The sequence below is a fragment of the Caulobacter sp. Root1472 genome, assembly GCF_001426985.1.
Lineage (GTDB): Bacteria > Pseudomonadota > Alphaproteobacteria > Caulobacterales > Caulobacteraceae > Caulobacter > Caulobacter rhizosphaerae.
In genome coordinates this window covers 145919-162348 of the sequence record NZ_LMFX01000012.1, presented here as the reverse complement: position 1 = coordinate 162348, position 16430 = coordinate 145919, and the positions used below count along the sequence as shown (strand labels likewise).

Annotated in this window: 16 protein-coding genes and 3 pseudogenes; 9 read left to right on the top strand and 10 right to left on the bottom strand. The window is 69.4% G+C overall.

Annotated elements, in window-relative coordinates:
* The first annotated feature begins 1 nt into the window (after position 1).
* A complete protein-coding gene (locus ASD47_RS09680; RefSeq protein WP_056755065.1) occupies positions 2 to 418 on the top strand; it encodes a VOC family protein in 417 nt (138 codons plus the stop codon).
* On the opposite strand, the gene ASD47_RS09675 is transcribed toward ASD47_RS09680, so the two are convergent.
* Positions 415 to 909 carry a PaaI family thioesterase gene (locus ASD47_RS09675; protein ID WP_082564551.1) on the bottom strand — a complete coding sequence of 165 codons (495 nt, stop codon included), beginning with the start codon at positions 907 to 909 and terminating at the stop codon, positions 415 to 417. The two genes, ASD47_RS09680 and ASD47_RS09675, sit on opposite strands and share 4 nt — an antisense overlap.
* Positions 906 to 1706, bottom strand: coding sequence for a FadR/GntR family transcriptional regulator (locus ASD47_RS09670; protein WP_056755062.1), 801 nt, complete (start codon positions 1704 to 1706; stop codon positions 906 to 908). The genes ASD47_RS09675 and ASD47_RS09670 overlap by 4 nt, the downstream gene beginning before the upstream one ends.
* Positions 1707 to 1824: 118 nt before the next feature.
* On the opposite strand from ASD47_RS09670, the gene ASD47_RS09665 reads away from it, so the two are divergent.
* Entirely contained in the window at positions 1825 to 2925 is a 1101-nt protein-coding gene (locus tag ASD47_RS09665; protein WP_056755060.1) for an amidohydrolase family protein, read from the top strand.
* A 215-nt stretch (positions 2926 to 3140) separates the two neighbouring features.
* On the opposite strand, the gene ASD47_RS09660 is transcribed toward ASD47_RS09665, so the two are convergent.
* Together ASD47_RS09660 and ASD47_RS09655 are read right to left on the bottom strand one after the other, a co-directional pair.
* Positions 3141 to 3968, bottom strand: a complete 828-nt coding sequence (locus tag ASD47_RS09660; RefSeq protein WP_056755057.1) for a metal-dependent hydrolase — start codon at positions 3966 to 3968, stop codon at positions 3141 to 3143.
* 25 nt (positions 3969 to 3993) lie between these two features.
* Positions 3994 to 5133, bottom strand: coding sequence for an epoxide hydrolase family protein (locus tag ASD47_RS09655; protein ID WP_056755054.1), 1140 nt, complete (start codon positions 5131 to 5133; stop codon positions 3994 to 3996).
* A gap of 167 nt (positions 5134 to 5300) precedes the next feature.
* Here ASD47_RS09655 and ASD47_RS09650 point away from each other — a divergent pair, with 167 nt between their 5' ends.
* Together ASD47_RS09650 and ASD47_RS09645 are read left to right on the top strand one after the other, a co-directional pair.
* Positions 5301 to 6461 (top strand): sulfotransferase, encoded by a 1161-nt coding sequence (locus ASD47_RS09650; protein WP_056755052.1) that lies wholly within the window; start codon positions 5301 to 5303, stop codon positions 6459 to 6461.
* Positions 6462 to 6510: 49 nt separating this feature from the next.
* Positions 6511 to 7755, top strand: coding sequence for an MFS transporter (locus ASD47_RS09645; protein ID WP_056755049.1), 1245 nt, complete (start codon positions 6511 to 6513; stop codon positions 7753 to 7755).
* Here the strand turns inward: ASD47_RS09645 and ASD47_RS09640 are convergent.
* The gene (locus tag ASD47_RS09640; protein WP_056755046.1) at positions 7752 to 8753 is read right to left on the bottom strand and encodes a GlxA family transcriptional regulator; all 1002 of its coding nucleotides are present in this window, start codon (positions 8751 to 8753) and stop codon (positions 7752 to 7754) included. The two genes, ASD47_RS09645 and ASD47_RS09640, sit on opposite strands and share 4 nt — an antisense overlap.
* Positions 8754 to 8860: 107 nt before the next feature.
* Between ASD47_RS09640 and ASD47_RS09635 the strand changes: the two genes are divergently transcribed.
* From ASD47_RS09635 to ASD47_RS09615, 5 genes are all read left to right on the top strand, one after another.
* Positions 8861 to 10207, top strand: coding sequence for a hypothetical protein (locus ASD47_RS09635; protein ID WP_056755043.1), 1347 nt, complete (start codon positions 8861 to 8863; stop codon positions 10205 to 10207).
* Positions 10204 to 11598, top strand: coding sequence for an acyl-CoA reductase (locus ASD47_RS09630; protein WP_056755042.1), 1395 nt, complete (start codon positions 10204 to 10206; stop codon positions 11596 to 11598). The genes ASD47_RS09635 and ASD47_RS09630 overlap by 4 nt, the downstream gene beginning before the upstream one ends.
* Positions 11599 to 11642: 44 nt before the next feature.
* Complete coding sequence (locus tag ASD47_RS09625) at positions 11643 to 12569, top strand: TauD/TfdA family dioxygenase (protein ID WP_056755039.1); 927 nt, start codon at positions 11643 to 11645, stop codon at positions 12567 to 12569.
* Positions 12570 to 12646: 77 nt separating this feature from the next.
* Positions 12647 to 14146: an AMP-binding protein gene (locus ASD47_RS09620; protein WP_082564546.1), complete on the top strand. Its 1500-nt coding sequence runs from the start codon at positions 12647 to 12649 to the stop codon at positions 14144 to 14146.
* Positions 14147 to 14314: 168 nt separating this feature from the next.
* A complete protein-coding gene (locus ASD47_RS09615) occupies positions 14315 to 14785 on the top strand; it encodes a universal stress protein (protein WP_056755037.1) in 471 nt (156 codons plus the stop codon).
* A gap of 30 nt (positions 14786 to 14815) precedes the next feature.
* Here the strand turns inward: ASD47_RS09615 and ASD47_RS27540 are convergent, their stop codons facing one another.
* The 5 genes and pseudogenes from ASD47_RS27540 to ASD47_RS27930 all read right to left on the bottom strand — a co-directional run.
* Positions 14816 to 15307, bottom strand: coding sequence for a MerR family transcriptional regulator (locus ASD47_RS27540; RefSeq protein WP_056755034.1), 492 nt, complete (start codon positions 15305 to 15307; stop codon positions 14816 to 14818).
* Entirely contained in the window at positions 15307 to 15411 is a 105-nt protein-coding gene (locus tag ASD47_RS28190; protein ID WP_369800283.1) for a biotin/lipoyl-containing protein, read from the bottom strand. The genes ASD47_RS27540 and ASD47_RS28190 overlap by 1 nt, the downstream gene beginning before the upstream one ends.
* A gap of 4 nt (positions 15412 to 15415) precedes the next feature.
* Positions 15416 to 15620, bottom strand: a pseudogene (locus tag ASD47_RS27535) (acetyl-CoA carboxylase biotin carboxyl carrier protein subunit); the annotation flags it as partial.
* Position 15621: 1 nt separating this feature from the next.
* A pseudogene (locus ASD47_RS27530) lies at positions 15622 to 16081 on the bottom strand (biotin/lipoyl-containing protein); the annotation flags it as partial.
* 1 nt (position 16082) lies between these two features.
* Positions 16083 to 16423, bottom strand: a pseudogene (locus ASD47_RS27930) (acetyl/propionyl-CoA carboxylase subunit alpha); the annotation flags it as partial.
* Positions 16424 to 16430 lie beyond the last annotated feature (7 nt).

Below are 16430 nucleotides of genomic sequence, written 5' to 3'. Positions count from 1 at the left end.
GATGGACCTGCTGCATCTCGGCTTCGCCGTGCGGGACATCGAGACGACCACCAAGGCCTATCGCGATCTGTTCGGCGTCGATTGGGCGCCGATCGCTCGCTACGTCCTGCCCGATCTCGACGGCGGCCCCGACCAAGTCAGCCTCGTCACTCATGGCCAGACCGGCGACGGGGTCGAGATCGAGATGGTCCAGACCGTGTCGGGCCAGACGGTCGACGCCCGCTGGTTCGGCGACCGGGAGGGCCTTTCGCACATCGCCTTCAAGGTCGAGGACCTCGCGGCCGAGCGGGCCCGGCTGGCGGCCCTGGGCGTCGAGATCGTCGGTGAAGGCTCGGCGCCGCGCGCGGACTGGTTCTTCGTCCGCGACGAACGGCTGGGCGGGGCCCTGGTGCAACTGGTCCAACTGCGAGGAAGCTAATCGGCCGCCTTGCCGATCTGGGTCGCCAGCCAGTCCTTGTGGCGCTGGAAGTGGTCGGGGTCGCGTTCGGAGAACACGCCGGTGGCGCGGCCCAGCAGCGCCCCCGTGGCGGCCAGGGTGACCTCGCCGACATTGTGCCAGTGACGGCCGTCGATACGATCGTTCCAGGATCGGCCCAGCAGAGGCTGATCGATCGGCACGGGCCGCAGGAACTCCACGGTCAGGCTCTTGGTCACTGTCAGTCGCTTGTGCAGCAGGGCGACGCTGCCCAGCATCTCGTCCAGCACCGAGGCGGTCCAGCCGCCGTGGGCCACGCCTGGACCGCCTTCGTGCCCGGCGTCGCAGACCAGGCGAAAGCGGGCCACGCCCTCGGCGTCCAGGCCGTCGCCGCTGATGCCCAGCCGGCAGCGGCCGCGCGGGATGCAGCTGGCGCACAGCCTGACGCCGTCGCCGACTGGGGTGCGTTCGACATGTTCCCGCGGGGTGATCATAGGGCTTCGATCGGATCGTCGCCGACGCCGATGGCGGCGGTCAGGCGCTGCTGGGCCTCCAGCATCCGGGTCCACAACGCCTCGGCCTCGGCCACTCGGCCAGCCTCCAGGTGATCGACCACCTCACGCTTGACCTCGACGTGCCGGACCATGCCCGCCCGGGAGCGGGGCGCGTGCTGGACCCAGGCGTCGCCGACCAGCTCGGTCTGGGCCTGGATCAGGTCGCGCAGGGTCAGCAGTTCCAGGGCGATCAGCCGGTTGGGGCAGACCTCCGACAGGGTGGCGTAGAAGTCCTCGTGGGCTCGGCCGAACTCGCGCACGTCGTCGATGGCCTCGCCCTGCCGCTGGACCTCGGCCCGCAGCCGGGCGATCGCATCGGGCGACAGCTTGCCGGCCAGGAAGCCGATCAGTCGCGGCTCCAGCGTGATGCGCGCCTCGTTCAGCTCGGCCTGGGTCGTGCCGTGCGCCTGCAGGTAGACGCCGGTGGCCTCCGAGACCATGCGGGCCTCGGGCAGGGTGAACCGCGCCCCGCCGAAGGCGCCGCGGGCCACCTTGACCAGGTGCTGCGTCTCCAGGATCCGGACGGCCTCGCGGATGGTCGGGCGCGACACGCCGAACCGTTCGCGCAGCTCGGTTTCCGAGGGCAGGGCGTCGCCCGGGCTCGGACGCGTGCGCAACAGCTCCCGCCGCAGCCAGCGGGCGATCAGTTCCGAGGTCTTGGGAACGCGCAGCGCGCTGCCTTCGGCGCGGGCGTCGGGCGACCATCGCTGGGCGGATTTGGGGTCTTGCCGGCTCAATCGCGGGTCCTCGAAGCGTGCGCCAGGGTGGCCCGCGTCGCCGCCCAGGTCAATTATATATATTATTGACCTATTGAGGCCGTGGACGGATACTCGCGGCAGGTAGGAGACGAACAAAATGACCACGGGCACGCCGACCGCAGGCGGAAAAATCTGGGTGAATTCGGGCGACAGCCACGTCTGGGAGCCCAAGGGGCTCTGGACCGAGAACCTGCCGCCGTCGCTGAAGACGCGCGGCCCGCACATGGTCCGCGACGGCAAGCATGACATCTATGTGGTGGACGACGAGAAGGTGTTCTTCGCCGCCGCCTCGATGATCGACGCCATCACGCCGCCGGGGTCCGAGAACCTCGACCTGCGCCTGGCCGACCTGGACGAGCAGGGCATCTGGGCCGAGGTGGTGTTCCCGTCGGTCGGCATCTGGCTGTCGGTGATGAAGGACCGCCAGCTGATGCACGAGTCGGTGAAGGTCTATAACGACTGGGCCCACAGCGACATGATCAAGCGCTCTGAGCGCCTGCTGGCCACGGCGCTGATCTCGGTGCTGAACTTCGACGACGCGGTCGAGGAGACCAAGCGGGTCGCGGCCCTGGGCTTCAAGTCGATCTGCCTGCCGGCGACCCTGCCCGATCACCTCGAATACAACATGCCCGAGTTCGACCGGATCTGGCAGGTCTGCGAGGAAGCCGGGATGGTGGTCTGTTTCCACGTCGGCACCGGCACCTCCAAACTGATCGTCACGCGCGGACCGGGCGGCGCCCTGATCAATTACTGGGAGACCACCGTGCCCGTGCAGCGCTGCGTCGTGCACATGATCTCGGGCGGGGCCCTGGACCGGTTCCCCAAGTTGAAGATCATGACCGCCGAGGCCGGCGTGGCCTGGGTGCCGGCCATGGGCGACCGCCTCGACGAGGCCTATCGCCAGCACAACCAGTACGCCCACCCCAAGCTGTCGCGCCTGCCCAGCGAGATCATCAAGCAGCAGGTCTATTCGTCGTTCCAGCACGACGTGACGGCGCTGCCGGCGGTGATCGCCCACGACTACCGCAACGCGCTGTGGGGCTCGGACTATCCGCACCTGGAGGGCACCTATCCCCACACCCAGGAGGTGCTGCACCAGCTGTTCGACCACGTCTCGCCGGACGTGCGCCGGCGCGTCACCCTGGGGGCGTTCGAAGAGCTGTTCGGCATCGGCATGCCGGTGGCGCTGGCCGCCTGATCCTGGCCGGACGCAGACAAAAGCCGTCAGGATCCAATCCTGGCGGCTTTTTCTCGTCTACCTATTCTTCCTCATCCTGAGGCGCCCGCGCAGCGGGCCTCGAAGGATGCAAGGCGGTGCGGACCGTGCGTCCGTCGAGGCCCGCCGCTACGCGGCGGGCGCCTCAGGATGAGGAGCGCTTGTAGGCGTCCGTCCTGAATAGGCGGCTGGCCGTATCAGACCGTCCGCGCCTCGAACCCCTCCAGATAGGCGGCCAGGGCGGGCGGTACAGGCTTCTTTCCGGGATTGTAGAAGGGCGAGAGCACCATCAGCAGTTTGGGGATCATCAGCCGGGCGTAGGTCTTCTTGAAGTGGGCTTCACGAGCTTTGGAGGCCTCTACCTCTTCCGGTGTCATCGTCGCCCGATCCACCGACAGCAGGTAGTCGGCGGCTCGCCGCGAATAGCCGCCCAGATGCCTGAGGGCGAAAAAGAAGCCGTACAGACGGTAGAAATAGCCGGCCACCGGGTTCTTCCTGGCGAACAGGGTCTGGTAGACGTCGAAGGCGACGCTGCGGTGCTCGAACTCCTCGGCCAAGTGCCAGCGCCACAGCTCCGAACCGGGATTGGGCTCGCTGGCCTCGAATTCCGCCAGCTTGCCGTGGAACACCACCTGGGCCATGCCCGAGCCCAGGGCCTCGAAGCCCTCGGCGTAGGCGCAGTTGAACTTCAAGGACTTGTTGGCCAGGAAGTCCTCGTAGGTCGCCTCCAGCTCGGCCTCGAACGCCTTGATGCCGTCATAGCCGGCGGCGTGCAGCTGCCTGTTGAAGGCGTCGTGCTGCTTGCAGTGCTGGGCCTCCTGCTTGATGAACACCACCAGGTCCCGGTCCAGCGGCGTGTCCTTCTGGTCCAGGGCCTGGCGGGCCTGGAGCATGATCTTGACCAGGAACGGCTCGACATAGGACGGGATGGTCGAGGCGGCGTTCCGCGCCTGGACGTACTCGATGTAGGGCGACCAGTGGGGCGGGGTCTGGGCGTAGTCCCAACGCGGATAGCGAACCTTCATGGCGTGGCTCCTGCCGGTTTCCGGCTCATAGGCTCAGGAAGAATTGTCGAACGTCGTCGGCGAAGGCCGCGGGCTCCTCGAAGGCCGCGAAGTGGCCGCCGGCCGGCATCTGGGTCAGCCGGACCAGGTTCCAGTTGCGGGCCATCGCTCCGCGCGGCGCGGCGGGCAGGAACTCGCCCGGATAGAGGCCGACGCCGGTCGGGACCGTCACCTTCAGGCCGGACAACCGCCCGGCGGCGGCCTCGGCGGCGGTTCCGGCGTACATCCAGATGGAGGACGAGACCGCGTCATTGACCAGATAGGTCATCAGGTTGGTGATCAGCTGTTCCTTGCTGAAGCGGCTCTCGATGTCGCCGCCGGTGTCGGCCCAGCCGTGGAACTTCTCGATCACCCAGGCGGCGAACGCCACCGGGCTGGCCGAGAGGGCCGCGCCGATGGTCTGGGGCTTGGTCATGTGTTCGAACATGTAGGCGGACTCCCGCCGCTGGACCGCCTCATAGGCCGCCCGCCATTCGACCTCGCCCTCGACAGCTTCGCTGGCGGGGACAGGCTGCGGGATGCACAGGTTCAGGTGCAGGCCGGCCACGTGCTTCGGGGCGTCATGGGCAAGCCAGCTGGAAACCGCGCTGCCGAAGTCGCCGCCCTGCAGGAGGAAGCGGTCGTAGCCCAGGTGGTCGACCATCAGGCTGCGCCACATCTCCGACACCCGGCGTGGCCCGATCGGGCTGTTCGGTCGCGAGGAGAAGCCGAAGCCGGGCAGGGAGGGGATGACGAGGTCGAAGCCGTCTTCGGCCCGCCCGCCGAACCGCTCGGGAAAGGCCAGTCGTTCCGCGGCCTGGTCGAATTCCAGAATCGAGCCGGGCCAGCCGTGGGTCATCAGGATCGGGCCGCGTCCGCCCGAGCCCCTGATGTGCTGGAAGCGCACGTCGACGTCGTCGATGCGGACGCTGAACTGCGGAAACCGATTGAGGTGCGTCTCCCAGCGCCGCCAGTCATAGGTGTCGAGCCAGTAGTCGACGAGCTCGCGCAGATAGGCGGCGTCGACGCCGTAGGCCCAGCCCGAGCCCGGCGGCGCATAGGTGATGTCGGCCGCGCGCAGCCCGGCGCGAATGTGCTGCAGGCGGGCCTCGGGCACGGCGATTTCGAAGGGCGTCGGGGCATCCATGGTCGCAGCATGACTCCCGGCGCATCATCCCGGAAACGTTCCGGCGCATCCGGGGCGGGCTTATCGCGGAGACGATGCCTTGGGGCGGTTTGGGTGACGGCGACCTCCGGCCGGGCCTAGGCTGGACGCAAGCCGTGGAACAGACGGCGGACAGAGAGGAACGGCCGATGACGCATCCTTTGGACGCTGAGGATCTGATGCGCGCCGCCGAGGACGCGACGGGCCTGGCCGACTGGGGCGGCGAGCTTTTCCGCGAACCGCTCGAAGTCCTGTCCCACGACCTGATCGTGCATGCCGACCTAAACGCGCGCGGGATCGAGCGGGCGCGGCGGCGGCTGGTCGACAACCTGAAGGGCCGGCTCTGCCTGGCCGAGGACCGCAAGCGGTTCCCGGGCGTCGCCGAGGAAACCGTCGTCAAGCCGATCTTCGTCGCCGGCCTGCCGCGCGCCGGCTCGACCTTTTTCCACAACCTCCTGGCCGCGGACCCGGCCAACCGTTCGCCCCGCCTGTGGGAGATCATGTTTCCCTCGCCGCCGCCGCAGGAGGCGACCTATGGGAGTGACGCCCGCATCGAGGCGTGCCGTGCGGCATTGGATTTCGAGGGGTTCCTGTCGCCGGCCATGCAGGGCATCCATCCCTACGGCGCCGAGCGTCCGGAGGAGTGCAACTTCCTCTGGGAGATGTCGCTGCTGACCGTGAACTACCCGGCCTGGTGGAACGTCCCCAACTACGCCAAGCTGCTGTATTCCATAGACATGAAGCCGGTCTACGAGGAGCAGAAGCGGGCGCTGCAGCACCTTCAGCACCGGTTCAAGCGCGACCGCTGGGTGCTCAAGACCCCGGCCCACGACTGGTGGATGCGCGACCTGGTCGAGGTTTTTCCCGACGCGGGCGTGGTGCTGTGCCACCGCGACCCGGCCAAGGTCCTGGCGTCGCTGTCGAGCAATCTGGCGGTCAATTACAGCCTGTTCTCGGACGCCACGCCCGCCGGCTCGTTCGGTATGCTGGAGCGCCAGTCGCAGTCGATGCGGCGCGCCGCCCAGGTGCGCGACGACCATCCCGACCGGTTCTTCGACGCGCACTATCTGGACGTCCAGGCCGATCCGCTCCGCGAGATGGGGCGCTGCTATGCGCGCTTCGGCGTGGCCTTCACGCCCGAGCGCGCGGCGGCGGTCGCGGCCTGGATGGCCGCCGATCGCGAGGCCCACGCCAAGGGACCGCGCCATTCCTATTCGATGGAGGCGTTCGATCTCGACTACGCCAGCATCGACAGCGTCATGGGCGGCTACATCCGCGACTTCAACGTCAGGCTCGAACGCGCCGCCTGAACCGCCGCGACATGCGGCGCCGGCGGCGGCCATTTTGAATGGAACATTGATGATCGACCAGACAGCCCGAGACGAATGGCGCGCCCACTGGAAGGTGGTGCTCGGCACCTTCATCGCCATGGGCCTGGGCTATGGCGGCTGGTCGTTCACTTCCAGCCAGTTCGTCCAGCCCCTGCAAGCGGCCTTTGGTTGGAGCCGGGGCCAGATCGCCCTGGCCTTCCAGGTCGCGTTGTTCGCCGGCCTGGTCGCGCCGCTGTTCGGCCGGTTGATCGACCGTGTCGGAGTTCGGCCGGTGCTGTGCAGCTGCCTGGTCCTGGTCGGCGCCAGCTATCTGCTGATCGCCCATAGCGGCGGCAACTACGCCCTGTTCGTCGCGGCCTATGCGTTGCTGGTCTTCGCCGGAATGGGCACGACGGGGGTGGCCTTCACCCGCGCCGTGGCCGGCTGGTTCACCACCTCGCGGGGCACGGCGCTGGCGGTGTCGCGGATCGGCTATTCTCTGGCCGGCGCCTTCATGCCGGTGCTGGCCTATCACGTGATCAAGGCCCACGGCTGGCAAGCGGGCTACTACCTGCTGGCGGCCGTCGCCCTGCTGGTGGCCCTGCCGATCAGCTGGCTGCTGGTGCGTGATCGGCGCGAGGCGGTCGAGCTGAACGACAAGGGCAAGCCGATCTCCGTGCTCAATCCGGCCCTGTGGCTGGCCCTGATTTCGGACCGCCGAATCCTGCTGGTCTGCGCCGCTGCGGCGCTGACCTACGGCCCCTGCGTGGGGATCCTCAGCCAGCTGCAGCCCATGCTCACCGACAAGGGCCTGCCGGCCGGCGTCGCGGCCCAGTACAGCGCCCTGCTGGCCATATCCGTGGTCGTGGGCACCCTGACGACGGGCTTGCTGGTGGACCGGATCTGGGCGCCGGCGGTCGGTTGCGCCTTCACCCTGCTGCCCGTAGTCGGCATCGCGCTGCTGCTGCCGGGAACCCCGACGCCGGTCATGGCCGGGATCGGCCTGATCCTGATCGGCCTGGCCCAGGGGGCGGAGATCGATGTGATCGCCTTCATCATCGCCCGCTATTTCGGCATGAAGTCCTTCGCCGCGATCTATGGCCTCAGCACCCTGTTCATCGCCGCCTTCGCCGGCCTGGGCGGCATCGCGTTCGGTTTCGCCTTCGACCACTTCAAGTCCTACAACCAGGCCCTGGTCGGCGCCGCGGTCCTGTTCCTGCTGGCCGCCGCCGCCTACCTGTTCCTCGGGCGGTATCCGGCCGAGCCCGGCGTTAGGACCCGCAAGCCCCTCTAGGCCTGGTCGCCGGCCCGCGTCCGGCGGCGGTATTCGCCCGGCGTCAACCCGGTGTGCTTGCGAAACAGGCTCTTGAAGAACCGCGGATCGGAATAGCCGACCAGATAGCCGACCCGGTCCACCTTGCGGGCGGACCGGGCCAGCATGCGCTTGGCCGCCTCCACCCGCAGTCGCTGCAGGTAGTCGATCGGCGTCATGCCCAGACTGGCCATGAACCGGCGCGAGAGCGTCCGCGGATGGATCGCCATCGCCGCCGACAGGTCCGCGATCTGCGGCTTCTGGGCGAAGCGCAGCTGCAGCCAGTGGGCGGCGCGTTTCACCAGTTCGTCCTCGCGCAGCACGGCGGGTGAGAAGGCCAAGGCCGGATCGGGGCCGTCGGGATAGCGATCCACGCCGGTGATCCGCTCGATCCAGGTCGCCACGTCCGGCGACATGATCGCCTCGATGATCCGCACGGCCAGGGCCGGCTCGCCGACATGGGCGCCGGCCAGGAACAGGCCGTCATGGACCTGGACCTTGCGGTCGACGTCGAAGGTGAGGTGCGGATGGAGGCGGGCCATCGGCCGCTCCAGCCACCAGGGCAAGGGAACGACGACTCCCGTCAGCACCCCCGCGCGGGCCAGCACCGCGACGCCGCTGCCGCTCGCCGCCAAGCGGGCGCCCTCGCCATGCGCGGCAGCCAGCCAGTCCGCAATGGCGTGCAGTGGTTCCAGCCGGACGGCCAGCGCCGCGGGCTTGCCGATCGCGAAGGGCGCGACATAGATCAGGTCGTAGGGACCCGAGTGCAGGCCCTCGTCCACCGGCAGCAGCCGCCCGTTTTCGGCCCGCACCGCCTCGCCGGAGGCCGAGACCAGCCGCACGTCCAGCGTCGGCGGCAGGGCCTCGCGCTCGCCGTACTGCTGCTCGGTGTAGCGGTTGGCCAGGCTCAGGCCGTCGACCAGCTCGAACACCGCATTGGCCAGGACCCCGTCGGTGACGACGATGGCGACGCGCGGCACTGGGCTTCCTCCGGCTTGTCCGTTCCAGCGACACGATTGTCCGGATCGCCCCTCTACCGTCGGCGCTGGGAGGATCATCGTCAAAGAAAAATTGGGAGCCCAGGAACATGTCGGTTCGATCGGAACTGGTGGACGCCGCCGTCCACGAAGACGTCTTCGACAGGTCGTATCCCGACCTCGAGGCGCGACAGCTGGAGGCGGCCCGCGAGCTGTTCGCCGAGCGCCGCGAGCAGATTCCCGTCCTGCGCCGCCGCGCCGCCGAGAGCGGCGTCGACGAGATCCGCAGCCTGGACGACCTCGTGCCGCTGCTGTTCGCCCACACGTCCTACAAGTCCTATCCCGCCAGCTTCGTGGAGCAGGGGCGGTGGGACCGGCTGCTGCAGTGGATGCAGACCCTGTCGACCCAGACGGTGACCGATGTCGACGTCGAGGGCGTCACCGACGTCGACGACTGGATGGACCGCCTGCGCGCGGCCGGCCACATGGTGCTGGCCACCAGCGGCTCCAGCGGCAAGGTCTCATTCCTCAACCACACGCGCGGCGATTCCGCGAACAAGCAGCGCCACTACCGCCGCATGAGCGGCTGGCCCTACGTCAAGGCCGACAACAGCCGGGTGGTGTTCCTGACCAGCCCGTCTAAGGGCCCCAACAGCGCCATCGAGGCGGCGGTGAACTCGGCCGCCGTCTGGGCCAGGCCGGGCGAGGCCCATTTCCTGACCGACGAGCCCCTGCGCCTGGCCGACATCAGCGCCTCGGCCGCCTTGAACAAGCGCATGGCCGAGGGCTTGGCGACCCCCGGCGAGATCGCGGTGGCCAGGGTCCAAGCCCAGGTGCGGGCCGAACGCATGAGCGCGGCGCTGGACGACTTCGTCGAGAAGCTGCTGGCCCACCGCCACGAGCCGATCGTGGTCTCGGCCCTGTGGGCGCAGCACATGGCGATCATCGACCGCGCCAAGGCCCTGGGCGTCGAGGACGGCGGCTTCCACCCCGACAGCCTGGTCAGCGCCGGCGGCGGGCTGAAAGGGGTCTCCCTGCCCGACGACTACAAGGAGCGGGTCGACCGCTTCTACGGCAAGGTCATCCGCAACAACGCCTACGGCATGACCGAGATGGCCCAGACCTGTCCCAAATGCCAGTGCGGCCGCTATCACCGGCCCCCGGGCCTGATCTGGCTGTTGCTGGACCGCGACGGCGAGCGCCTGCTGACCGCCGACGACGGCGAGGACGGCGTCGTCGAGGGGCGGTTCGCCTTCCTGGACCTGCTCTACGAAGGTCGCTGGGGCGGCCTGATCAGCGGCGACAAGGTGACGATTGATTTCAAGGACTGCCCCTGCGGCCGCGCCGGACCGACCATACTGGACACCATCAGCCGCTACGCCCAGGCTGGAGAGAGCGACCACATCGGCTGCGCCGGCACCATCGACGCCTATATCCGCGGAGCCGTGGCGCCATGAACGCGATCCTTCCGCCGCTCGCCGGGCCTGCCCGGGTCCGCCACGTCATCAAGGGACAGGTCATCGAGGGCGACAGCCTGGAGTATGGCCGCGAGCCCAACCGCTTCACCACGCCGGCTCTGGATGTCGGCGCCCTGGTCTGGCCGCGCCCGACCCCCACCCCCGCCGCCGACGTGCCGGTGGACGAGATCATCGACGTGCTGGTCGCCACCGGCGACGTCCTCAAGCGCGACGCCTCCGGGGCCCTGGCCCAGGCGATGGAGCGCAGCGTCGCCGCCGGCTTCTATCCGCGCGACCTGGTCGAGACGTCGTTCGCCCACCTGGGCCACATGTTCAGCCGCACCTCCATGGAGTTCATGATCGCCCAGGAGATCGGCGGCAAGGACCTGCTGGACGGCTGGCGCGAGGTGACGGCGCCGTCCGGGCGATCGGCGCGGGTGCGGGCCTTTCCCTGCCGGCTGCTGCACGTCATCGCCGGCAACTCGCCGGGCGTCGCGGCCAATACCGTGATCCGCGGGGCGCTGACCAAGGGCGCCCATCTGCTGAAACTGCCGTCGAACGAGCTGTTCAGCGCGCCAGCCATCCTGGCGGCTCTGTCCGAGGCGGCCCCCGGCCATCCCGTCGCCCGATCGTTCTCGGCCGCCTACTGGCGCGGTGGCGACGAGGCGGTGGAAGGGCTGCTGTTCCGTCCGCAATATTTCGACAAGATCGTCGCCTGGGGCGGCGAGAGCACCATCAAGGGCGCCCTGAAATATGTCGGGCCTGGCCTGGAGCTGGTGGCCTTCGACCCCAAGACCTCGATCTCGCTGATCGGCCGCGAGGCCTTTGCTTCGGAGGCGGCGCTGGAGGCGGCGGCCGAGGCCGGGGCCCACGACGCCACGATCATGAACCAGGAGGCCTGCACGGCCAGCCGCTTCCAGTTCATCGAAGGGTCGATCGAGCAGATCGACCGCTATTGCGAGCGCCTGCAGGCCAAGCTGGGCCGGGCCCGGCGTTCCGCCTCGGCCGAACCGCGCCCGATCGCGCGGTCCCTGCGCGACGAGATCGACGGCCTGCGCGACCTGGAAGACTACTACCGCGTCTGGGGCGGCTACGAGGGGCGGGGGCTGGTGATCCGTTCCGACGAGGCGGTCGACTTCTATCCCGAGGGCAAGGTCGTCAACGTCGTCGCCGTGGAGCGATTGGAGGACGCGCTGCGCCACGTCAATGTCGCGACCCAGACGGTCGGGGTCTATCCGCCCCAGCGCAAGGCGGCCCTGCGCGACCTGCTGGCCTCGGCCGGCGCCCAGCGCATCGTCTCGCTCGGCGCGGCCACGCCCGAGGTCGGCCTGCCGCACGACGGCTTCTATCCCCTCCACCGGTTCGTCCGGTGGGTCAACGACGAGGGCTGACGCGGTTCCGCACGCGATCTTCCCCGCAAACGCAGGAAACGACCATGAAACTCTCTCCCCATCTCCCGTTCGGCGCCGATGTCTCCGGCGTCGATCTGCGCGATCTCTCCGCGCAGGACGGCAAGGCCCTCGTCGACGCCCTGGCCGAGCACCACGTGCTGCGCGTCCGCGGCCAGGACCTGACCAAGGCGCAATACGACCGCTTCGGCCGCCTGTTCGGCGCGCCGATCGACTTCTTCTTCACCAAGGACCTGGACCCGGACTATCCGGCCCTGATCACCATCTCCAACTCGCCGCAGCACGACATGGGCCGGCGCGACGGCGCCTCGTTCTGGCATACGGACGGCTCGTACGAATACGTGCCCGCCTCCACGACCATGCTCTATGCGATCGAGGCGCCGGACGAGGGCGGGGAAACCCGCTTCACCGACCTGACCGCCGCCTACGAGGCCCTGCCGGACGCGCTGCGCAAGCGGGTCGATGCGCTGGACGCCCTGCACATGCTGGTCGGCGGCAAGCGCGGCCCCGACGAGACGCCGATCAAGCTGGATCCCGACGCGACCGATCGCGACGGCGGGGTGCGGGCCAGGAAACGCGCCGCCGAGCGCCCCCGCCATCCTCTGGTCATCACCCATCCGATCAGCGGAAAGCGCAGCCTCTACGCCGTCGCCGGCACGCCCTACGGCGTGGAGGGACTGGAGCCGGAGGAGGGCGAGGCCCTGCTGGACGCGCTGAAGAGCCACGCGGTGTCGCCGCGCTTCAACATCGCCTTCAAGGCCGAGGTCGGCGACGTGCTGATCTGGGACAATCTGGCGACCCTGCATCGCGCCACGCCGATCGAATATTCCGCGGCCGAGGGCAAGCGCCGTCGCCTGCTGCGGATCAGCACCCAAGGACTGCCGCCGGTCTATGGCCACAAGCCGCCGCTGTTCACCGCGCCGGAAGGGCACGCCTCGATCAAGCTCGCCTGACCGCGAGCGATGGCCTGTGATATCGCCGGGCTGATCGTTTCCGCGCGGCCGTGGTCGTCCGGGGCGGCGGAGGCAGGATGGCGCGTCCCAGCGGAGATCTGACGGTGAGCTTGGTGTTCGACGCCTCGGCGTTCCTGACCCGCGACGGCGCCCCCCGCGAGGGCGCGCCGCTCGGCGCCCTGCTGTCGGCCCAGGCGCGTCTCCAGCCCGACCGGCCCGCCGTGACCCTTGGGGCGGAGACCCTGACCTTCGCCCAGCTCGACGCGGCGGCCAACCGGCGGGCGCGGCGGCTCATCGCCCTGGGGGTCAGGCCCGACGACACGGTGATGATCGCCCTGCCCAACGGCTTGGCCTATTACGAGACGGCGTTCGCGATCTGGAAGGCCGGGGCGTCTCCGGCCCACGTGTCCCACCGGCTGACCGACAGCGAGTTCGCGGCCTTGGTCGAGCTGATGCGACCCCGGCTGGTGATCGGCCGCGGCGAGGACGCGCCTTTCGACGGCTTCGAGGCGCTCGACCCTTCGCCCCTGCCGCCCATGGCCGCGCAGGTGTGGCGGGTGGCGACCAGCGGCGGGTCGACCGGCCGGCCCAAGCTGATCCAGGATCGTCGACCGGCGCGCTGGACCGCCGCCATGGGGCCGATGCGCATGCGGCCGGGCGCGGTGATCCTCAATCCGGCGCCCCTGCATCACAGCGCGCCGTTCGCCCAGATCCTGATGACCATCGCCCAGGGCGGCCACGCCATCGAGATGGGCCGGTTCGACGCCGAGGCCTGGCTGCGTCTGGCCCAGGCCCATGCGGTCACCTACGCCTACCTCGTCCCCACCATGATGCACCGGATCCTGCGCCTGCCCGAAGCGCTGCGGGGGGCGGCCGACCTGAGCGCGCTGGAGACCGTGCTCCACATGGCCGCGCCCTGTCCCGCTTGGCTGAAGCAGGCCTGGATCGACTGGCTGGGGCCGGACGCGATCTGGGAGGTCTATGGCGGCGCCGAGCGGATGGGATCCTGCGTGATCGGCGGCCGTGAGTGGCTCGATCATCCGGGCTCGGTCGGCCGGCCCCGGCCGGACATCGGCATGAGGATCACCGACGACGCGGGCCGTGAGCTTCCCGTCGGCGAGGTCGGCGAGATCTGGTTCCGCACGCCGCCCGAGGAGGGACCGACCTACGCCTATGTCGGGGCGGATCGGCGCGAGCGCGACGGCTGGAACTCGTTCGGCGACCTGGGGCGGGTCGACCAGGACGGCTACCTCTATCTCGCCGATCGGCGGACCGACATGATCCTGTGCGGCGGCGTCAACCTGTACCCCGCCGAGATCGAGGCGGAGATCGAGCGCCATCCGGCCGTGATCTGCGCGGTGGTCGTCGGCCTGCCCGACGAGGACCTGGGGGCTCGGCCCCACGCGATCGTACAGTCGGACTGGCCGTCGGAACCGTTGGCGAGCGAACTGCGCGCGGCCCTCGCCCTGACCCTTTCGACCAACAAGATTCCGCGCGCCTTCGAGATCACCACCGAGCCGCTGCGCGACGCCGCGGGAAAGGTCCGCCGATCGGCCCTGGCCGAGGCGCGACGCTAGCGCCGGCGCCTGCATAGCGGGCGACACATCGCCATCGCGGTGGATGGCGCTGGTGGATTGACACCGCCGTCGTTGCTGATCGCCTTGTGCGCCTGGGGGAGGACCGGCCGGTTCGATGGGGTCTGCGGCCTTGTCGAGCACGGCCGCGAAACGGGTCGAGGAGAAGCTATGTACAAGCGGATTGTCCTGGCGTTCGACAGCACCGTCGAAGGACGGGCGGCGCTCCGGGAAGGTGCGCTGCTGGCCAAGGCGTGCGACGCGGAAGTCTTCCTTCTGTCCGTCCTGGTCGAGTCGTCCAGCGTGCTCGTCGCCGAGGGCGTGCTCGTGGGCGCCGCCGAGACCCACCTGGAAAGCTATCAGGCCGTGCTGGACGAGGGGCTGGTGCGCTTGCGGCGGCTGGGCTTTTCGCCGACCGGCAAGCTGGTCCGCGGCGAGCCCGCCACCGAGATCGGAGCCTTCGCGCGGCAGGTCGGCGCCGATCTCGTGGTGGTCGGTCATCGCAAGCGGAACCTGCTGGAACGCTGGTGGTCGGGCGCGACCGGCGCCTACATCGTCGACAACCTGGACTGCAGCCTGCTCGTCGCGCGCCAGGCCATGAGCGACCAGGACTTCGAGGCGAAGCTGGAAAGCCTGGCGTAGCGGTCGGCGAGCGGGGCCGTTGTTCCTGCTCTAGTCGGCGGGAAGACGCGCAAGATAGGCGATGATCGCGCTGCGCTGGTCGTCGAGGGCCGCCAAGGCCTGGACCAGGCGCTCGCGCAAAGCGGATGGCACGGGCTGGTCCTGGGGCAGGAAGTTGGCGATCTCGGAGATGGTCAGGCCCAACTTCTTGAGCTCGACGATGGCGTCCAGCCTGGCCTTGGCGGTCTCGTCGAGCATCCGCATGTTCTTGATCCCGCGTTGACACGCGATCAGGCCCATTTCCTCATAGAGGCGGATGGCGCGGGGAGACAGGCCCAGATGCTGGCTGACGTCGCCGATGGTCGACATCGTCGAGGGGAGTTGGCGAAGGGACCGGTAGGGATGGGGTCGCGTCGCGCCCGCCGGCGGCGAACGGGTGGCGACTTGGCCGCGACCCTGTTGAAGTTCGCGACGACGATGCCGCTCGATCAGGGCCAGGGCGGCCTTGGTTTGCGGTCCGATGATCGTGGGATGATTGTCCATCAGCCGAACTCCACCAGGATCTCGTCGGCGGCGACGGGGTCGCCGGGCTTGGCGTTGACGGTCTTGACCAGGCCGTCGCGCTCGGCGCGGATGATGTTCTGCATCTTNAGCCGAACTCCACCAGGATCTCGTCGGCGGCGACGGGGTCGCCGGGCTTGGCGTTGACGGTCTTGACCAGGCCGTCGCGCTCGGCGCGGATGATGTTCTGCATCTTCATGGCTTCGAGCACGCAGACGACCTCGCCCTCGCGGACCTGCTGGCCGGGGGCGACGTCCATGCTGACCACCAGGCCGGGCATGGGCGAGAGCACCAGNTCATGGCTTCGAGCACGCAGACGACCTCGCCCTCGCGGACCTGCTGGCCGGGGGCGACGTCCATGCTGACCACCAGGCCGGGCATGGGCGAGAGCACCAGGCGCGAGGTGTCGGCGGCCTGCTTTTCGGGCAGCTTGTCGTGCAGTTCGGCGCTGCGGGGCGTCAGGACCAGCACCCGGGCCCTGGCGGCGCGGTGGCGGATGGTGAAGCCCTCGGCGGCCGGGGCGACCTGGACGGTGAAGGCCTGGCCGTCCAGCTTGCCCCCAAGCACGCCCTTGAACACCGGCTGGCCCGGCCGCCAGTCCACCGTCTCCAGGACCAGGGTCCGGCCTTCGTCGAGCAGCTCGACGCTCAGGCCGGGCGCCTGGTCCGACAGCCGGACCCGGCGCTTGGCGGGTCCGACGGCGACGACCCACTCGTCGCGCACCGGTCCGCTCAGCCCCGCCCGGGTCGAGCGGGCNGCCTGGTCCGACAGCCGGACCCGGCGCTTGGCGGGTCCGACGGCGACGACCCACTCGTCGCGCACCGGTCCGCTCAGCCCCGCCCGGGTCGAGCGGGCCCGGGCGGCGTAGACCCGCTGCATGGCCGCCCCCACCGCGGTCAGGATGTCGACCTGCTCGGGGGTGGGGTCGACGCCTTTGAAGCCGTCAGCGAACGCGTCCTTGATGTAGTTGGTCGAGATCGTCCCCGAGCGGAACCGCTCCTGGTCCATCACCGCGGCCAGGAACGGGATGTTGTGGGCCGGGCCCTCGATGTGGAAGTCCTCCAGCGCCCGGCCCATGGCGTCGATCGCCGCCAGCCGGGAACCG

Excerpts from the sequence above, each read along its gene's own strand:
- ASD47_RS09680 (WP_056755065.1), top strand. The coding sequence starts at position 2 with ATGGACCTGCTGCATCTCGGCTTCGCCGTGCGGGACATCGAGACGACC.
- ASD47_RS09675 (WP_082564551.1), bottom strand. The coding sequence starts at position 909 with ATGATCACCCCGCGGGAACATGTCGAACGCACCCCAGTCGGCGACGGC.
- ASD47_RS09665 (WP_056755060.1), top strand. The coding sequence starts at position 1,825 with ATGACCACGGGCACGCCGACCGCAGGCGGAAAAATCTGGGTGAATTCG.
- ASD47_RS09660 (WP_056755057.1), bottom strand. The coding sequence starts at position 3,968 with ATGAAGGTTCGCTATCCGCGTTGGGACTACGCCCAGACCCCGCCCCAC.
- ASD47_RS09655 (WP_056755054.1), bottom strand. The coding sequence starts at position 5,133 with ATGGATGCCCCGACGCCCTTCGAAATCGCCGTGCCCGAGGCCCGCCTG.
- ASD47_RS09650 (WP_056755052.1), top strand. The coding sequence starts at position 5,301 with ATGACGCATCCTTTGGACGCTGAGGATCTGATGCGCGCCGCCGAGGAC.
- ASD47_RS09645 (WP_056755049.1), top strand. The coding sequence starts at position 6,511 with ATGATCGACCAGACAGCCCGAGACGAATGGCGCGCCCACTGGAAGGTG.
- ASD47_RS09635 (WP_056755043.1), top strand. The coding sequence starts at position 8,861 with ATGTCGGTTCGATCGGAACTGGTGGACGCCGCCGTCCACGAAGACGTC.
- ASD47_RS09630 (WP_056755042.1), top strand. The coding sequence starts at position 10,204 with ATGAACGCGATCCTTCCGCCGCTCGCCGGGCCTGCCCGGGTCCGCCAC.
- ASD47_RS09625 (WP_056755039.1), top strand. The coding sequence starts at position 11,643 with ATGAAACTCTCTCCCCATCTCCCGTTCGGCGCCGATGTCTCCGGCGTC.
- ASD47_RS09620 (WP_082564546.1), top strand. The coding sequence starts at position 12,647 with ATGGCGCGTCCCAGCGGAGATCTGACGGTGAGCTTGGTGTTCGACGCC.
- ASD47_RS09615 (WP_056755037.1), top strand. The coding sequence starts at position 14,315 with ATGTACAAGCGGATTGTCCTGGCGTTCGACAGCACCGTCGAAGGACGG.
- ASD47_RS27540 (WP_056755034.1), bottom strand. The coding sequence starts at position 15,307 with ATGGACAATCATCCCACGATCATCGGACCGCAAACCAAGGCCGCCCTG.
- ASD47_RS28190 (WP_369800283.1), bottom strand. The coding sequence starts at position 15,411 with ATGCAGAACATCATCCGCGCCGAGCGCGACGGCCTGGTCAAGACCGTC.